Genomic DNA, 17,965 nt, shown 5'->3' on the forward strand with positions numbered 1-17,965 from the left:
AAGCTCCCCATCCAACAGGGAAGCTTTACGTCGTTAAACGCTCATATTTCAGGATTTTGGCGATATAGCTCCACCAAACGCAGAGGTCATTTTGTACCAGAACCAATCCAGCGCCTGATCAATTGTTCTGCTCTGTCCCGCTATATGTCCGGTTGATGCCAGCACCATAGAGCCGTCGATTACCGTCACATTGCCTTTTACAGAGCCCTGCACTTCGATTATTCCATTCTCTACAGTCAAATTGCCTGCAAACTCCACGCCCTCCGGTACAATAACCGTATTGCCGTCAATGATGACATGCTGCAAATCCTCGCCGGATACAATCAGCTCCGTATCCTGATCCCACGAGGCCATCATGCTTCCAAGCATCACGAACAGGAATACAGCCGCTGCGGTAAGGCCGGGATATTTGTACAGAAACCGTACAAACGGACTGCGTTGCTTCTTTTTCGTGACCGGCAGCGAAGCCATGATTCGGCTCTTGAGTTCTCTGGAGGCCGCTTCGTCATACGGCACGGCAGGGCGCAATGCCTCAATCGCAAACATGGCTGCGGCATCCGTTTTCTCCAATTGCTCCAATTTCGCCTTGCATCCCGGACAACTTTTCAGATGGGCGTGCAGTTCATTTATTTCGTCCTTCGGCAAATCGCCGTCCAAATAATCATGAATCCTGACATTGGCAACTTTGCAATCCATAGCAGCCAGTCCTTTCTATCGTCCTCGCCATACAACTTGGCATAAAGCTTGTTATAGGATACGTTTCACAAAATAGGATGTTTCAAATTTTCGCAAATTTTTTTTTGCCAAGCTCCCCATAGCCTTTTCCCCGCATCATAGGCCGGGTTTCAGCCCTCACTGACCGTTGGCCTTCGCTCATCCAGCCTGCTTCTTAGAGCTTGTGCTCCAGCTTTTTGCGCAAAAATTCCCGTCCCCGGTGAACCCGCGTTTTGATCGTTGTAACAGGCATGCCCAAAATATCGCCAACCTCCTGCAGCGACAAATCCTGTATGTATCTCAGCATCATTACCGTCTTGTATTTCGGCGGCAGCGTCTCCATTGCTTGATGGATGATGCGTTGCGTATCGGACAAAATAAGCTCGGATTCCGGAGTCCGATTGTCTCCCGGAATCATTGAATAACCGTCCAGCCCCTCGTATTCGCTGGATTCGGCATCCAGGGAATACGTCGGCCTTCGCTTGCGCAGGCGATCTATACACAAATTGGTGGCAATCCGGTAAATCCACGTTGAAAATTTCAAATTATCGTCATACCGATCCAAATTTTTATGTACGCGAAGAAAGGTGTCCTGTACGACATCCTCCGCTTCCTGCCTATTGTTCAACATTCGGTAAGCCATATGAAAAAGCTTGTCCTGGTAAAGCTCAACAAGCTCCTCGAAAGCCCGCTGATCCCCCTTAAGGGCCAACCTAGCGAGCTGGTTCTCCAGCATGTTCACCTTGTCTTTTCCTCCAAACGTCATACCAGCCGTTGTCCACTTTTCAACCAATAAAAAAATGGTAATGCACACAGCTTGAAAAAGCAAGAGCATTGATGCCTTTAGATATCACAAAAATAAGCCGCCCCGCTTTTGGAGGTCCGTTTCTCCGCCAAATCGGGTCTGCGGAAGAGCGGCTTTCTTTCAAAGCGAGGGGGCTTGGCTGCTGCCAGTTCATTTTTTTAAAGTTCCATTATTGGCAATCTGTTATACATCATCGGCAATCTGTTATACAGCGCCGCCTTTCAGGCCGTCCAGCACCTCCAGAATCGTGGTTGTGGGGATTGCGAAGCCGATGCCCTGCGCCTCGGCGTTCACCGCTGTATTGATGCCGATTACTTCACCGTTTTCATTCAGCAGCGGACCGCCGGAATTGCCGGGATTAATGGAAGCGTCCGTTTGCAGCAAATGCTCGTATACCTGCTCGCTGCCATCTTCATTTTGAATGTTAATTGGCCGCTCCTTGGCACTTAATACTCCCATCGTCAATGTATGGTCAAAGCCATAGGGGTTGCCGATTGCCAGCACCCAATCGCCAATGGCTGTCTGATCGGAGCTGCCGAGCTTCAGCGAAGGAAAATCCTTGCCATCGGGGCTGGTTACTTTAAGTACGGCCAAATCCAGCTCTTTGCTGGAGCCCATCACTTGTGCGTCCAGCGGCTGGTCATACCCTTCCACCGTTACCTTCAATTGCGAGGCGCCGGATATAACATGTTCATTCGTCAGGATATAGCCCGACTTATCGAAGAAAAAGCCCGTTCCCGAACCCATTAGCGTAAGCTCGCCAGTTTCGCTTTGCTCCTGCTGCTGTTGCTGCCCGCCGCCGCGTCCCGGAAAACCCCCGCCGCCAAGGAATTGGCGGAGCGCATCCAGATTCCCGTAGCCGCTATTTTGAACAACGCCGTAGTTTTCGATTTTCACGACAGCCGGACTGGCCTGGTTATAAACGTCGGCAATCCCCTTGTCCGTGCTGAAGGATGCCGTTGTCAGTCCCGCTCCATTACCATTCAATGCGCTTGAAGCCGCTTTTGCCGCAGTTCCAGACTGGGCAGCGCCGCCTGTAAACAAGTTGGCCTTGTCCGCTCCATAAGCCAGGCCGCCGATCATGAGCGCCCCCGCCATAAAAGCGGCTGCCAGAGGCGTAATGGCTTTGCGTTTTGGACGTGGAGCGCGCAAATGCTTCACTTCCTTATAATAAGCTTCAAAGCGGTCCTGAACTGCTGGAGACTCGGCTTCCACATCGGCCGTATTTGCCGTGCCAGCCGCGCTTGCGTTTGCGGCTTGCTCCGCACCTGTTGCTTGCTCCCATCCAGGTCCTTGCTGCGCTCGTGCTATTTTCTCTGCAAATGCTGAATGCTCCGCTCCCAGTCCTTGCTGCGCACCTGCTGCTTGCTGCAACCCGGCTTCTTGATTCACTGCCTCTGGTTGCTCCATTCCCGTTGCTTGTCCGACTTCTGCTGTTTTCTCCAATTCAGCGGTGTTCAGTATGTCCGTTTGAGCCTTGTCCTCGTAACGCGCAGTCTCTTTCGCGTTGTTGTTTCCTTTATTGTCATCTGGCAGCATGCCGTCTTCTGTATAATGCTTCATGGCTCTCATCCTCCTATAATTATGAATGAATTCAATTGATATCGACGTCGTATGTGATGTCTCTATCATGAAGGAGATTCCTTAAACCATTCTTAAAGCGGAATTAGGCGCACCTAAAAAAATCCCCATTCTTTTGCGCTACTCTTATGCGCTATTCTTATGCGCTCAAAAAAGTGGAGGCAACTTTAATGACTAGTGAATGCGGACATCTATGTCCTTTAAAAGCTTATGTTTGCAGAATGCCCGTTTGTAAAGGACATCGGTGACCGTAAAACCCCATTTTTGCGCGATTTTTTGCCATTTTTGAATGCTGGCGGACATGGGCGTCCGTTAGCTGGTGAATAACTAACTTTTGGGGGCTTTAACGGTCAAAAATGACCGACTGGGCACAGGAGCAGCGCGCAACTTGCTGGCTATCAGACTACACGCCGCTACTTGCTGGCTCCAGAGGATTACTGATAACAAAAAAGCGATGCCCAGCCACCCCAAGGGGGCAGCCAAACACCGCTTTTTTAAATTAGCCACAGAATCTATCCAACGATAGCTGTCAATAACTCAGCTTTGCTGAAAATTCGCCAAAGCCTGCCGGATTTCCGCCGCCGTATCCAGCTCCAGCAGCTTCGCTGCAAATGCCTTGCACTGGGTCTGATTCAGTCCGCGCACCGCCGCTTTGACGCGATGGAGAGACCCTGATGCCATGCTCCATTCATTCAGTCCCAGCCCGAGAAGCAGGGGAGCGGCGGACGGGTCGCCTGCCATGCTGCCGCACATGCCGGTCCATTTTCCATGGCGGGCAGCGGCGTCGATAACCGTTTTGATCAGACCAATAACGGCCGGGTGGAAATAATCGTATAAATAAGCGACCTTTTCGTTCATCCGGTCCACTGCGACCGTATATTGGACAAGATCATTAGTGCCGATACTGAAAAAATCAACCTCTCTCGCCAGTCGATCCGCAAGCAGCGCGGCGGATGGCACCTCAATCATGACGCCAACCTCCATAAAAGCGGGAATCTCAGCGCCCTCCGCGGCAAGCTGGGTACGCGCCTCCTCGTAAAGCTCCTTGGCCGCCCGCCACTCCTCCATGCCGGAAATCATCGGAAACATGATTTTGACCGTGCCATGCGCACCTGCCCTGATCATCGCACGAAGCTGCGTCAGCAGCAGCTCGCGGCGGTCCAGACATAGCCGGATCGCACGGTAGCCGAGGAAGGGGTTCATCTCCTTGGGCAGGTCGAGATAAGGCAGCTCCTTGTCGCCGCCAATATCCAGCGTCCTGATGACAACGGCATGGCCTTGCATAGCTGCGGCGGCCTCGCGGTATGCGCGGTATTGCTCCTCCTCAGAAGGCATCGCTCCCGTTCCCATAAATAAAAATTCAGTGCGGTACAGCCCAACGGCTTCCGCTCCTTTGGCAAGCAAGCCCGCCGCTTCTTGAGGGGTGCCGATGTTGGCAGCCAATTCAACAGTTACGCCGTCCAGCGTTACGGCAGGTAAATCGGCTAATGAACGCAAACGCTCCTGCTCTTCATTTTCAGCCAGGCTTCGCCCTTCAAATTCTGCTTTAGTCGATGCATTAGGATGAAGCACACAACGTCCGGTGGTACCGTCGATAACCAGCTCGGCTCCATGCGGAATGTCGTCCACAGCCTCCCCTGCGCCCAGCACAGCCGCGATGCCGAGCGAGTTGGCCAGAATGGCCGTATGCGAGGTTTTGCCACCCATAGAGGTTACAAAACCAAGCACATATTGCTTGTCGAGCTGAACCGTGTCTGAGGGCGTCAAATCATCCGCCACAATAATGACCTGCTCCCGAATATCCTCCAGCCGCGCTCCCTGATGTTCGACGATATGGGAAATCAGCCTGGCTCCAACATCACGGATATCGGCTGCCCGCTCCCTCATATATTCATTCGCCATCGCTTCAAACAAACCGGCGACCTGAGCGACTGTACGTTTTGCCGCTGTCTCTGCCGTCCAGCCCTCGCCCTCAACAAGCTTCCGCATCGGCGGGTAGAAGGAAGGATCGTTCAAAAAGCTGATTTGCCCTTTCAGAATCGCCGCCTTTTCCTCCCCGAGACTGTCCGAGGTTTTTTCGACGAGCGCTCCAAGCTCGGCCAAGCACTGCTCCTTCGCCAGCTCCAAACGCTTCAGCTCATGTTCGGCATCATCGTTTTTGGACTCCTCAATGGCCTCCAGCTTAAGCGGCTGGTAAACAAATGCTTTGCCAATCCGTATGCCCTCCGAGACGCCAAGCCCGTTAAACTGCTTTTCAGCCTGTGTGACCGACATTGCATATTCCTCCCCCCTCTTAAGCTTCGCCAAATCCGCTTTCGATCAATGCCGCCAATTGAGCCACCGCTTCCTGCTCATCCGGCCCGTCCGCTTCAATAAGAACAACCGCGCCCTTTTCCAGGCCAAGCGTCATCAAGTTCAGAATGCTTTTGGCATCCGCCGTTGTTGTTGTGCCCTCCGGCTTTAACAGAATGGTGGATTGAAACTGAACCGCCTTTTCCGAAAATAGCTGGGCCGGACGAATATGAAATCCCGCTTCATTTTGAATCGTTGCTTTTTGTGCGTACATGCTTCTCAGCTCCTCCTTGTCTTATAAACGTTGTTTCAAAAAGTCGATATTTGAATCTGCCCTTATATCGTTTATATCGTTGCCAAAAGCTGCTTTAGCTGCTCCGCATCGGATACGGCCAGCAGGCTGGAACGAAAATCGTCGTCGATCAGCTTTCGGGACAAGGAGATCAGAATTTTCAGATGATCGTTGCCTGCCGCCGCTTCCGGCACCGCAATCATAAACACGGCCTGCACCGGCTGGCCGTCCAGCGACTGCCAGTCAACAGGCGACGCAAGCTTTGCAAAGGCAATGCCTGCCTGGGCGACGCCAGCCGACTTGCCGTGTGGAATGGCCACCTGAAAGCCGATTCCGGTCGAACCCGTGTTTTCGCGTGCCAATACGGCTTCCAAAAATGCTGCTTTGTCCGTAACAACGCCAGCAGCCTCGAGACTACGCACCATTTCGCCAATGATTTCGTTTTTATCCCCCGCCTTTAGCGGAATCTGAATGCTTTGTTCATTCAAAAGCTGAAGTATATTCATAAAAGTAACCTCCCGTTGTTTTGTGGAACTATGCCGGATTATTGGACTTCAGCGGCTTTTTGAGCACGCTCAGCATAACCGCCGTTACGACGGTGCCGATGACGATCGCCAGCGCATAAAGCCCTAGATGACTAACGGCGTTTGGAATGGGCAGTACAAAAATACCGCCGTGCGGAGCACGAAGTGTAGCTCCAAATGCCATCGACAAGGCTCCGGTAACCGCCGAGCCGGCTACAATCGACGGAATGACGCGAAACGGATCGCTTGCCGCAAACGGGATAGCGCCTTCCGTAATAAAAGAAATGCCTAGAACGGATGCTGCTTTTCCCGCGTCTCTTTCTTCTTTTGTAAACTTGTTTTTGGCAATAAGCGTTGCCAGCCACAGACCAAGCGGCGGCGTCATGCCCGCTGCCATAACCGCGGCCATGGGACCAAATACATTGCTTGCAAGCAAGCCGACCGAAAACGTATACGCTGCTTTATTAACGGGACCGCCCATATCAAAAGCCATCATGGCCCCCAGCAGCAAACCAAGCAAAATCGCGTTGGTGGTGCCAAGCGCGGTCAGCCAATTGGTCAAACCGTCCATTATCGCTTTGACAGGCTCTCCGATAACATAAATCATTAATAAACCGGTTACCGCCGATGCAATCAGGGGGATGAGCAAAATCGGCTTTAGGCCTTCCAGATTGCGGGGCAGCTTAATATATTTTTTCAAAAACTGCGTTGTATATCCCGCCAGGAAACCTGCAAGGATGCCTCCCAGAAAGCCCGCTCCGATGGATGAGGCGAGCATGCCGCCGATCAACCCTGGAGCGAGGCCCGGTTTTTCAGCAATGGAAAAAGCAATAAATCCGGCAAGCACGGGCACCATCAGAGCAAATGCCGAATTTCCTCCGATATCCATCAGCGCCGCAGCAAATGTGCCTTCTACCTTGAAGGCCTCAATGCCAAACATAAAGGAAATAGCGATCAGCAAGCCGCCCGCAACAACTAGCGGCAGCATATGGGAAACGCCGGTCATCAGATGCTTGTAAGGACCGGAACGAGCCGAGCTTCGCTCCGATTTGGACTGCTCGACGCGTTTTACGTAATCATTGGCTACAGCCTCTTTAGCCAATGCTTCATCCAGCAAGCCCGCCGGATTTTTAATCGCTTGAGCAACAGGTACTCTCACTACCGGTTTTCCGGCAAATCTAGATTCCAATACGTCCGTATCAGCCGCTACAATAATGGCATGAGCCTCGGAAATTTCCTGCTCGGACAATTCATTTTCAACGCCTACCGCGCCTCGGGTTTCTACTTTGAGAGAAATCTCTTTGGCTTTGGCCGCTTTTATTAATGATTCCGCCGCCATATACGTATGAGCTACGCCAGTCGGGCAAGCCGTAACTGCAAGAATTTTTTTCATGAATGCCAACCTCCTCTATAGTCATTACCGCTCCATGATTTCGGTTAACTCCACTTTGTGAATCGCTTCTTCGATTTCGGACATCGTGCAAACTTCCGTCCCCGGCTTGGAAGCGGTTACCGTCCCGGCAGCAGATGTCCACCTTGCCATTTCCTCAGCTGTTTTTTCCATCATGATGCTATAAGCCAGCGCCGCAACCATGGAATCGCCAGCACCAACCGTACTGAGAGGTGTAATAGGAAACGGGCTTGCTCTCACCGCTTTTTCCTGGCTGACCAGCACCGAGCCGTTTTCTCCCATCGAAACCAGCACATAACGAATGCCTCGTGAAAGGAGCGAACGCGCTGCCCTGGTAATCTGCTGCAGGGACTCCAGCCGTTGTCCCATCAGCACTTCCAATTCATGAATATTGGGCTTGATGACAAGCGGAGCTGCCTCGATGCCTAGCGCAAGCGCTTCTCCGTCGGCATCAAGCAAGGTATCCACCCCGTGCTTCCGCGCCAGATTAATAAGAGTGCCATAGTAGCCGGGAGGCGTTCCCGGCGGCAGGCTTCCCGCCAGCACCAAGAGAGAAGCGCCCGCCATATTGGTTATAAAATGTTCTTTAAATTGCTCCAGCAATTCTCCGTCGGCATAAAATCCGGGTTCATTAATTTCGGTTGTTTGCTGAGTGGATTCATCCACCACTTTTAAATTCACCCGGGTATCGCCAGCCGCCTCCAGCAGATAGCATGGTATGGACTGGTCCTTCAGCATATCCCGTACAAGTTGCCCCTGATATCCCGCTGCGATGCCAATTGCGCTGACGTTCATACGGAACGATGCCAGAACCTTGGCCACGTTTATGCCTTTGCCTCCGGCGTCTGTCCGGCCGCTCTTGATCCGGTTAAGCCCGCCGTATTGGAAGCTCTCGACCGTAACCGTTTTATCAATTGCAGGATTCAAGGTAACCGTGACTATTTTCCCCCGGCCGCTCATTGCCCTGCACCTCCCGGTCCAGCCAGAACTACCGATATGCCGGCATCCTCGAACGCGCGCATCTTGTCTTTTGGCGTTCCGCTATCCGTAATAAGCGTTGTAATATCCTCTGCGCCGCCAAATCGGGCGAAGGAAACTTTGCCAAATTTGCTTTGGTCCGCAAGCAAAATAACGTTTTGAGCCGATGCGATCATTCTTTTTTTCGTAGCGGCCTCCAGCATATTAGGCGTCGTCAAACCGTTCTGCTCATCAAAGCCGTTTGTTGCCAGAAACAGCTTGTCGAAGCGAACCGATGCAAGCGTACTCTCTGCGAAGGGCCCCACCATTGCCAGCGTTTCAGGCCTTAACGTGCCTCCCGTCAGCAGCAGCTCGATATTTTTCTCATTAGCCAGCTCCTGCGCAACCATAACCGAGTTGGTGACGACCGTCAGCTTTTGAAAGGATTTGAGCAGCTTGGCAAGATGGTAGGTCGTTGTGCCGGAGTCCAGCATAATGGTGTCCCCGTCCCGAACGAACGTTAGCGCGGCCTTGGCAATTTCCAGCTTCTGCTGTTGAAAACGGTCCTCCTTTTCCACAAAAGAAGGCTCTCTATTGTCGTCCTCCTGCTGTACAACAACCGCCCCTCCATGAGTGCGGAGCAGCAATCCCTGCTCCTCCAAATCCTTCAAGTCGCGTCTTACCGTGGAATCCGATACCTGATAATGGCCCGCAAGCTCCTGTACGGAAGCTCTGCCTTTCTCATGCACATACTCTGCGATTTTCCGTTTGCGTTCTTCCTCGAACAGCATAACGTTCCTCCTCCCTCAAGCATTCTATCCTCAACTGTTTAGATATCCTGCTCATTTTTGCTCACTTCTATCATTTATATGCTAATTCCATTATCACTTGCTCTTGTTTATGATTGTATATGACCATTTGTTATTTGTAAAGCGCTTTCCAGATGAAAAAAAGACCATTTGCGCTCAAATGCGCTCATTTCAATCACAGCACCTCCCTCCTTCCGCTCATCTTGTCTTAAAAAGGACAAATAACTGCTCGTTTTGGCAATGGCCCCCTATAAGCAGGGCATGGTAGGATAAAGGTAATCATAAAGACCAACTTTCCCATGAAAAAGAGGAGGACGCAGCATGCTAGACACGGAAAGCAGCGACCAGCAAATTGCAAGCGGATACAAGGCATGGCTAAGCTATCGCCGCCTGGCGGACCAGCCTGGTTTTGAAAGCATGGCGGAGCAATTGAGCACCATTTCAGTTTTTGGATCAGGCGGGAAGGAAGTACTCCTGAAAACAGCCGTAGCCGAATTGCAGCTGGGGCTGCAGGCTCTGCTGGGCAAGCCGATTTTGATCATACAAGAGCAAGAGCAGATGCAAGGCGGTATTGTGCTTGGCCAGTTCCATCAGGACGGCAGTTCTGGCGAAAGCTTCGGCACGCGTTATTTTAACGAATCATCCATTAAAAACGCCGGGAGCGAAGGCTTCGCCATAGTCTTCAGCAAAAGTGATAACTGCCTGGCCATTGGAGCCGCATCCCCTGCCGGGCTTCTTTATGGCGTTTTTCATTTGCTTCGGCTGATTGCGGCGGGAGAAACCAGGGTTCAAGATCTGAATGTAGCGCAGGCGCCTGCCAACGGGCTGCGAATGATCGACCATTGGGATAATTTTGACGGAAGCGTTGAGCGCGGCTATGCCGGACGCTCCTTCCTGTACGAAAACAACCGCTTCCTGACGACCGAATCAGACCGGATGCGCGATTACGCCCGGCTGCTGGCTTCAATCGGCATTAACTCGCTTTGTATCAACAATGTTAATGTCCATCATGAAGAAACCTATTTTATTACGCCGCGCTGTTTGCCGGAGATTGCCCGAATCGCGGATATTTTAAAGGACTATGGAATCAAGCTTTTTCTCAGCGTCAACTTTGCCGCTCCTATCGAGCTGAAGGAATTAGATACAGCCGATCCGCTGGATTCCAGGGTAGCGGATTGGTGGAAGCGGCAAACCGCTGTTGTATATGAAGCTGTGCCGGATTTTGGAGGTTTTCTGGTCAAGGCCGACTCGGAAAACAGGCCGGGACCTTTCACTTACGACCGGGACCATGCGGACGGTGCCAATATGCTGGCGGACGCCCTGCGTCCATTCGGAGGCATCGTCATCTGGCGCTGCTTTGTCTACAACTGCAAACAGGACTGGCGCGACCGCAAAACGGATCGGGCCAGAGCCGCTTACGACCATTTTCAGCCATTGGACGGCCGTTTTGCCGATAATGTAGCACTGCAAATCAAAAACGGCCCTCTCGACTTTCAGGTCAGAGAACCCGTATCCCCGCTCTTCGGCGGTCTTGAAAAAACGAACCAGGTGCTTGAATTCCAGATTGCCCAGGAATATACGGGGCAGCAGCGCCACGTATGCTACCTCGTTCCTCAATGGAAAGAGGTGCTGGACTTCAATACCTTTGCAAAAGGCGAGCAAGCGCCAGTCAAATCCATCGCCTCCGGTTCATTTTGGGGCAACAAAATCGGCGGTATTGCAGCTGTCTCCAATACGGGACGTGACGGTAACTGGACTGGGCATTTGCTGGCGCAAGCCAACTGGTACGGATTTGGCCGGCTTGCCTGGAATCCCGAGCTGACGGCGGAGGAAATAGCCCAGGAATGGACGACTCTTACCTTTGGCCACGATGAAGGGGTTAATGCCTTGATCATTGATATGTTGATGAATTCATGGCGGATCTACGAGTCCTACACCGCTCCGCTAGGCATTGGCTGGATGGTGAATCCGAACCATCATTACGGGCCTAATGTGGACGGCTATGAATTTTCGCAATGGGGCACCTATCATTACAGCGACCACAAGGGTCTTGGCGTTGACCGGACGACCGCTACAGGCACGGGCTACTCCGCGCAATATTTGGGAGAAAACGCCTCCATCTACAATTCTTTAGAGCAATGCCCGGATGAATTGCTTTTATTTTTCCATCATGTTCCGTATACGCATGTTCTGCATTCCGGCAAAACGGTTATCCAGCATATTTACGATACTCACTTCCATGGAGCAGAAGAAGCAGGCGGGCTGCTGGCACAATGGCGCACATTGAAGGGACGTATCGAAGACGGCCTTTATCTTCAGGTTGAAAGCCGCCTTCAGGAGCAAGCGGAACATGCCAAGGAATGGCGAGATCAGATCAACACCTATTTCCACCGCAAAAGCGGTATCCCGGACGCCCAGGGAAGACGCATCTATTAATGGGCGGTCTTAATCGGCTTGGCTTTAATCGGGGCTTTCCGAAAAGTTTGTTACGGAGAATCACACGTTCATTAGCCGCATTCAAGGTTAATGGCGCTAATCATCAATCCGGTTTATTATTTTTTCGCGGTTGAGCAGAAAAATCTGCACAATAGGAACGGCTGGGAAAGGAGCGTTACATGGCCTTAACGGTTGAGCAGGTCATAATGGAGCTGCATCGGACAGCGCCAAAACCGGAGATTTCGGTGGATGGTTTAGTCGAAGGGAAAATGGATTGGCCCGTTACCGGAATCGCCACGGTTTTTTCAGCGTCGCATGAGATCATTCAGCAAGCGGCTGAGCTGGGCCTTAACCTGATTATTAGTCATGAAGGCCACTATTACAGCCACCACACTATGGCAAACCGATCGCTTGACCCCGTCTGTCAAAATAAAGCTGCGTTAATACACGGCTTTGGCGCCGGCTCGGGCGCCGGCTCTGCCAATAGTCCAGGCATCAGCATTTACCGTTATCATGATGCCATTCACCAAATGAAGCCCGACGGGATCATGACGGGTTTATTGAGGGAGCTGGAATGGGATGCTTTTGTGGAGACCCATCACCCGGCAGCTTCAATCCTCAGGCTGCCTGAAATCAAAATAGAAGCTATTGCCCGGCACATCAAATCCAGACTAGGCTCCCCTTTTGTGCGAATTGTGGGAAATTATACAAACACATGCAAGAGAGTTGGCGTGCTGGCGGGTTATAGAGGCGGCGGAGAGCAGTGTATCCCGCTGTTCCATGAAGAGGAGTTGGATCTGATCATTGCTGGCGAAGGACCGGAGTGGGAGACCCCTGAATATGTAAGGGATGCTGTAGCCCAAGGCTTCACCAAGGCGTTTATGCTAATTGGACATGCGGAAAGCGAGCAGCCGGGCATGAAGCTGCTGGCTGAAACATTGGCCGCCCGTTATCCGAAACTGCCCGTGTCCTTCCTTCCCAACACACCTTTGTTCCATCTGCTGTAGCATGTGTTTACATGCAAAAAAAACCTCCCGCGCGAAGCAGTCTATTTTTCAGCTGCTCCGGCGGGAGGTTTATTCAGTTAGCCTGCTCTTGCCCCAGCTGGATAAGGGGCGGCTTTCCATAATCGACTTAGCCCGTATTGCGAAGGCCCGCTGCAATTCCGTTGATGGTCAGCAGCACTTCGCGCAGAAGCTCTGGATCATCCTCGTCCTTGTCGCGCAACGCACGCAGCTCGGACAGCAATTGAACCTGCATGTAGCTGAGCGGATCGACATACGGATTACGCAAGCGGATCGATTCCTGAATAACAGGCACGTTATCCAGAATTTCATCCTGCTTCGTAATTTTCAGGATAAGCTCCGATGTCACACGGTATTCCTCGTCGATTTGCGAGAAAATCCGCTGCCGGATCGTATCATCGCTAATCATATTGGCATATTCCTTAGCAATCAGCAAATCGGCTTTGGCAAGCGCCATCTGCAAATTGTCGATTAGGGAGCTGAAGAACGGGAACTGCTCGTACATGGTACGCAGCGTTTCCAGCCTTTCCTCGCTATCGCCAACGTATTGCTTCAGCGCCGTACCGGCTGCATACCAGGCGGGCAGCAGATAACGGCTTTGCGTCCAGGCGAATACCCAAGGAATCGCGCGCAGGTCTTCAAAACGGTCGCTGTTCTTCCGTTTGGATGGACGGGAACCAATGTTCAGCTCGCCCACCTCCGGCAGAGGCGTCGACTCTTTAAAGAAGGTCATAAAGTCAGGATCGCGGAAAATCAGATCCTGGTATTTGGTCAAGGCCGTTTCGGAAATGCTGCGGGCAATTTCATCCCATTCGCGCTCCGCTTCAGGCTCCTGCTGCGGATATTTGTTCAAACGAGCGGAAGTGATAAGCGCCCATGTCGCCTGCTCCAGGCTTCGGTACGCAATGCCTTCCAGGGAGTAACGGGAGGACAAAACCTCGCCTTGCTCCGTAATCTTGATGCCCGCTCCGACCGTATGAGGCGGCTGGGCCAAAATGCTGCGGTTAAGAGGCATGCCTCCGCGCCCTAGCGCTCCTCCGCGGCCGTGGAAAAACTTCAGCTTAACATCGTATTCTTTGCCAGCTGCCGTAATTTCCTTCAGCGCTACGCGCAGCTCCCAGTTGGCCGTTACCACGCCGCCATCCTTGTTGCTGTCGGAGTAGCCCAGCATAATTTCATGCATGTTGCCGCGAGCTTCAACGGCTTTGCGGTAAACCGGCAGCTCGAACAATTCCTTCATAATGGCTGGAGCCGCATGAAGATCGTCGATGGTTTCAAACAGCGGCACCGACTGCAGGGTACAGCGAACCGTACCGTCGCTTTCTTGGCGGAACAAGCCTACTTCTTTGGCAAAAACCATTACCTCCAGCATATCGCTGGCAGCCTCTGTCATACTGATCAGATAGCTCGTAATGCAGCCTTCGCCAAACTCCTGCTGTGCGCGGTAAATCGTATGATAAACATCCAGGCATTCTCTAGTCGATTCCGAATAATCCAGATGGCTGGATGTAAGCGGACGAGGGTCGTTCAGCAAACGGTGCAGCAGCTCCGTTTTTTCCGCTTCCGACAATGCGCCGTAATTCTCGGTAACATGCATTTTTTGCAGAATTTCCGTCATGGCGTTTTGGTGCTCCTGGCTATGCTGACGCACATCCAGCGCCATCAGATGGAAGCCAAACAGCTCCACCTGGCGAACCAGCTTGGCCAGATCGGTATCCGCCACGTAGTCTGCGAAATGATGGCGTAAACTACGGTCGATAATCAATAAATCCTCGCGCAGCTCGGAAGGGTGATTGTAACGCGTTGGCGTACCCTTCAGCGATTCGTCGCGGGTATTCGCCAGCTTCTCCAGCATAAAGGCCAGCTTGATCCGGTAAGGCTCCTTGGCATTGCGCCAAGGGTCGACGCATCTCAGCTCTACATGGGAGCGGTCATTGCGAATAGACTCTACCAGCTCCTCGGAGACCGTCACCAGATTGGTGCTGAAGCTGAGAAGATCCACCAGGTTTTTCAGCTTTTCTTCGTATTTGCGAAGCGCCAGCTGGCGATGCAGCTGCAGCGTCTCCCATGTGACACTGGACGTGACGGAAGGGTTTCCGTCGCGGTCTCCGCCGATCCAGGAGCCAAAGCGGAGGTAATCCGGGACATGCCAGTGCTCGCCGGGGTAATACTTAGTCAGACAGCGTTCCAGTTCCTCATAGACGCTTGGAATCGCTTCGAATAATGTTTCGTCGAAGAAATACAAGCCGTTGCGTACCTCGTCGATTACCGTCGGCTTACGGTCGCGCAGCTCGTCGGTTTGCCACAAAATCAAAACCTCGTTAAGCAGCTTTTCCTTCAGCTTGCCGCGTTCGCGGTGCGTCAGCGTCGGATTGTCAAGCTGCATCATATCGTCAGCGATGCGCTTGTGCACATCAAGCACGACACGGCGAGTCGCTTCCGTCGGATGCGCCGTAATGACCAGCTCAAGCGAAATAACCTTCATGATCTCCGAAACAGCGGCAACGTCGAGTCCAAGCTCGCTTAGCTCCTTAATGGCGCTTTCAATGGAACCGCGCTGTACCGTCTCCCCCGCCGAAACCTCGTAATCCCGCTTCCGTCTGATCCGGTGATTTTGTTCCGCAATGTTGACCAGCTGAAAATAAATCGCAAACGCTCGGATCACCTGATGGCGAATTTCCGGGCTTAGTCCGTTAACCGTCGTTTTAAATTGCTCAAACAACTCCGGAAGAAAACCTGCGCGCAGCGCCTTGCTCTGCTCGCGAATCCGTTCTACAATGTCCAGCAGCTCGCGGCCGCCTTGATGAACCAGCACATCGCCAAGAATATTTCCAAGAAAACGCACATCGCGTCTCAATAAATTATTGGCGCTTGTGCGGCTGGCAGTGGTTGTTGCAATAGGTTGTTCCGACATACCGTTCCTCCTACAATTCGTGCAGCAAACTCACTTTGAAAAGCATCCGCTCTTCCCTCGCGAACATGCCCGATTCAACTTTTTGAGTAATCCAAGGGTTACATTTCATACTACTATACTACAAAACGGTGCTTCGTTGAAGCCCTAAAGTGTTATCCATATTTTTGTTTTGCTCTCTCATTTTACTTTACTTGACTACAATCATCAATCTTCTTGCCATCTCCTGCGGCAAACATGGAGAAACAGCAATAATGTTTAAGTTAGTTTTAAGAAACTCCAACTAAAGTAAAAGCAACTTGTAATACCTGCGATTCAATAATAGTTAACCAAATTCAAGGAAAACAAACCACATGAACGCAGGTGGAGAGAATATCAATCAACTGGGGGAGTTATAAATGAAGGCAACAGTCGGAAAAAAATTGCTGGCAGGTTTTCTAAGCGTATTGATTCTAATGGGATCAGTCGGCGGAATAGCCGTGTTTAGAATGAAGCAAATGCAGGAGCAGGCTTACGAAGTACACACCGTCTGGATTCCAAATGCAGACCTGCTGGCCGGAATGGAAAGCCGCATTATTAATACGGAGCGGCTGGCGCTTAAATATGTATTAGAAAGCAATAGCGATTCCCGCCAGCAGCTGGAGGAGCAAATAACCGCCATGTTGGCCGATTTACAAACATCAGGCGAGACCTATCAAATCCTTGGGAATCAGGATGAAGAGCAGACGCTGCTGAATCAGATGCTGCAAATTCAAAGCGAAATGAAGACTTTACTGGAAAAGCTTTTTAATTATGACGAACAAGGAAATGAGGATGGGATCGCACAAACCGCGGAAGAGCTTCAAACTTACATAGGCGGCATGCTCAATAATTTTCAACAGCTCAGCCAAATCAATGATCAGCTGAGAGAAGCGGCATTGGCTAACTCGGACAAGCTGTCAACATCCGCCGTACTTCTTGTTTTTGTCCTTTCCCTGCTGGGGTTAGTCATTGGCACCAGCGTTGCCATCATCATTTCGCGCCAAATCTCAACCCCCATTAAAGCTATGGTTTTCGCGGCAAGGCGCATTGCCGATGGAGAGCTGACAACGCCTCCTCTAAAGGTCAAAAACCGTGATGAAATCGGCGGTTTGGCCGACGCCTTTAACCAAATGGCGGGCAACCTGAGAAGCCTGATACGAGAAATGAACACAGGAGCTGAATATGTGGCAACGGCTGCAGAAGGTTTGAATTCAGGCTCGGATCATATCCGATTAAGCGCAGAGAACATTGCTGCAACAACCGGGGAACTAACGCGCGGATCACAGAAGCAGGCCCAAAGGCTGGAGGAGAATGCCAAATCCTTTGGCGAAATGTCGGATAGCGTGCAGCATATCGCCGCAAATGCAGAATCCGTTGCCGGTGCTGCAATCCATACCGCCGAGCTTGCGGGCACAGGCAATCAGCGCGTACGGGCGGCAATTGATCAAATGCAGGCCGTAGGGTCCACTGTTTCCAATCTGGCGCAAGCAGTGGACAGCCTCGGAGCAAGATCGCAGAAGGTCGGCGATATTGTTGACGTCATTACGGGAATCGCCAAACAAACGAATCTGCTGGCTCTGAACGCAGCCATTGAAGCGGCACGGGTAGGGGAAACGGGCAAAGGCTTTGCCGTCGTTGCCCAGGAAGTGCGTAAACTAGCAGAGCAATCCGCTTCCTCCGCAGACCAAATCGCGCTGCTCATCGGGGCGATGCAAGGGGAAACCGTACAAGTGGTTGAACTGATGAAGCAGGGAGAAAAAGAAGTAACGGAGGGCATCGCAGCTGTCAAGCTGGCGAGCGACTCATTCCAGGAAATCCAGCAGTCGGTCGGCCAAGTCGCCAGCCAAATCCAGGAGGTTTCCGCTGCCTCTGAGCAAATGTCGGCGGGTACGGAGCAGGTTGCATATTCCATGACGGTTATTTCTGACATAGCAGCAAGCACTTCCATCGGAACCGAGCGGGTAGCCGAAGCTGCAGGCGATCAGCTGGCTTCCATCCAGGAAATTTCCGCCTCGTCACAATCCCTGTCCCATATGGCAGACAAGCTGCGTCATCTTATCGGCAAGTTTAACGTGTAGACCAGAAGCTGCAGCACCACCTGACAGAATCGAGTAGGAGGCTACCCATTAGTTGAGTAGCCGACCTCTCACACCACCGTACGTACCGTTCGGTATACGGCGGTTCAAC

Annotated in this window: 13 protein-coding genes; 3 read left to right on the top strand and 10 right to left on the bottom strand. The window is 51.9% G+C overall.

The genetic code is table 11. The features are described 5' to 3' along the window. Positions 1-48: 48 nt before the first annotated feature. From A7K91_RS05665 to A7K91_RS05705, 9 genes are all read right to left on the bottom strand, one after another. Entirely contained in the window at positions 49-696 is a 648-nt protein-coding gene (locus A7K91_RS05665; RefSeq protein WP_068680566.1) for a zf-HC2 domain-containing protein, read from the bottom strand. 193 nt (positions 697-889) lie between these two features. Next, the gene (gene sigW, locus A7K91_RS05670; protein WP_425415645.1) at positions 890-1,450 is read right to left on the bottom strand and encodes an RNA polymerase sigma factor SigW; all 561 of its coding nucleotides are present in this window, start codon (positions 1,448-1,450) and stop codon (positions 890-892) included. A 273-nt stretch (positions 1,451-1,723) separates the two neighbouring features. Further along, positions 1,724-3,082 (bottom strand): S1C family serine protease, encoded by a 1,359-nt coding sequence (locus A7K91_RS05675; RefSeq protein WP_068680567.1) that lies wholly within the window; start codon positions 3,080-3,082, stop codon positions 1,724-1,726. Between the two features lie 555 nt (positions 3,083-3,637). Then, positions 3,638-5,374, bottom strand: coding sequence for a phosphoenolpyruvate--protein phosphotransferase (gene ptsP, locus A7K91_RS05680; RefSeq protein ID WP_068680569.1), 1,737 nt, complete (start codon positions 5,372-5,374; stop codon positions 3,638-3,640). 19 nt (positions 5,375-5,393) lie between these two features. Beyond that, positions 5,394-5,666, bottom strand: a complete 273-nt coding sequence (locus A7K91_RS05685; protein ID WP_068680570.1) for an HPr family phosphocarrier protein — start codon at positions 5,664-5,666, stop codon at positions 5,394-5,396. Positions 5,667-5,737: 71 nt separating this feature from the next. After that, complete coding sequence (locus tag A7K91_RS05690) at positions 5,738-6,190, bottom strand: PTS sugar transporter subunit IIA (RefSeq protein WP_068680571.1); 453 nt, start codon at positions 6,188-6,190, stop codon at positions 5,738-5,740. Positions 6,191-6,218: 28 nt separating this feature from the next. Beyond that, entirely contained in the window at positions 6,219-7,601 is a 1,383-nt protein-coding gene (locus A7K91_RS05695; protein ID WP_068680573.1) for a PTS fructose transporter subunit IIC, read from the bottom strand. A gap of 24 nt (positions 7,602-7,625) precedes the next feature. Continuing rightward, entirely contained in the window at positions 7,626-8,579 is a 954-nt protein-coding gene (pfkB, locus tag A7K91_RS05700) for a 1-phosphofructokinase (RefSeq protein WP_068680575.1), read from the bottom strand. Beyond that, the gene (locus A7K91_RS05705) at positions 8,576-9,367 is read right to left on the bottom strand and encodes a DeoR/GlpR family DNA-binding transcription regulator (protein ID WP_211274507.1); all 792 of its coding nucleotides are present in this window, start codon (positions 9,365-9,367) and stop codon (positions 8,576-8,578) included. The genes pfkB and A7K91_RS05705 overlap by 4 nt, the downstream gene beginning before the upstream one ends. Positions 9,368-9,706: 339 nt before the next feature. Between A7K91_RS05705 and A7K91_RS05710 the strand changes: the two genes are divergently transcribed. Both A7K91_RS05710 and A7K91_RS05715 read left to right on the top strand, forming a co-directional pair. After that, positions 9,707-11,821, top strand: coding sequence for an alpha-glucuronidase family glycosyl hydrolase (locus A7K91_RS05710; RefSeq protein WP_068680576.1), 2,115 nt, complete (start codon positions 9,707-9,709; stop codon positions 11,819-11,821). A gap of 179 nt (positions 11,822-12,000) precedes the next feature. Further along, positions 12,001-12,828: a Nif3-like dinuclear metal center hexameric protein gene (locus A7K91_RS05715; RefSeq protein ID WP_068680577.1), complete on the top strand. Its 828-nt coding sequence runs from the start codon at positions 12,001-12,003 to the stop codon at positions 12,826-12,828. Between the two features lie 127 nt (positions 12,829-12,955). On the opposite strand, the gene ppc is transcribed toward A7K91_RS05715, so the two are convergent. Then, positions 12,956-15,760, bottom strand: a complete 2,805-nt coding sequence (gene ppc / locus A7K91_RS05720; protein WP_068680579.1) for a phosphoenolpyruvate carboxylase — start codon at positions 15,758-15,760, stop codon at positions 12,956-12,958. Between the two features lie 395 nt (positions 15,761-16,155). Here ppc and A7K91_RS05725 point away from each other — a divergent pair, with 395 nt between their 5' ends. Next, on the top strand, positions 16,156-17,856 hold the full coding sequence (locus A7K91_RS05725; protein ID WP_068680580.1) for a methyl-accepting chemotaxis protein: 1,701 nt from the start codon (positions 16,156-16,158) through the stop codon (positions 17,854-17,856). The last annotated feature ends 109 nt before the right edge of the window (positions 17,857-17,965 follow it).

Source organism: Paenibacillus oryzae (genome assembly GCF_001675045.1).
Classification (GTDB): domain Bacteria; phylum Bacillota; class Bacilli; order Paenibacillales; family Paenibacillaceae; genus Pristimantibacillus; species Pristimantibacillus oryzae.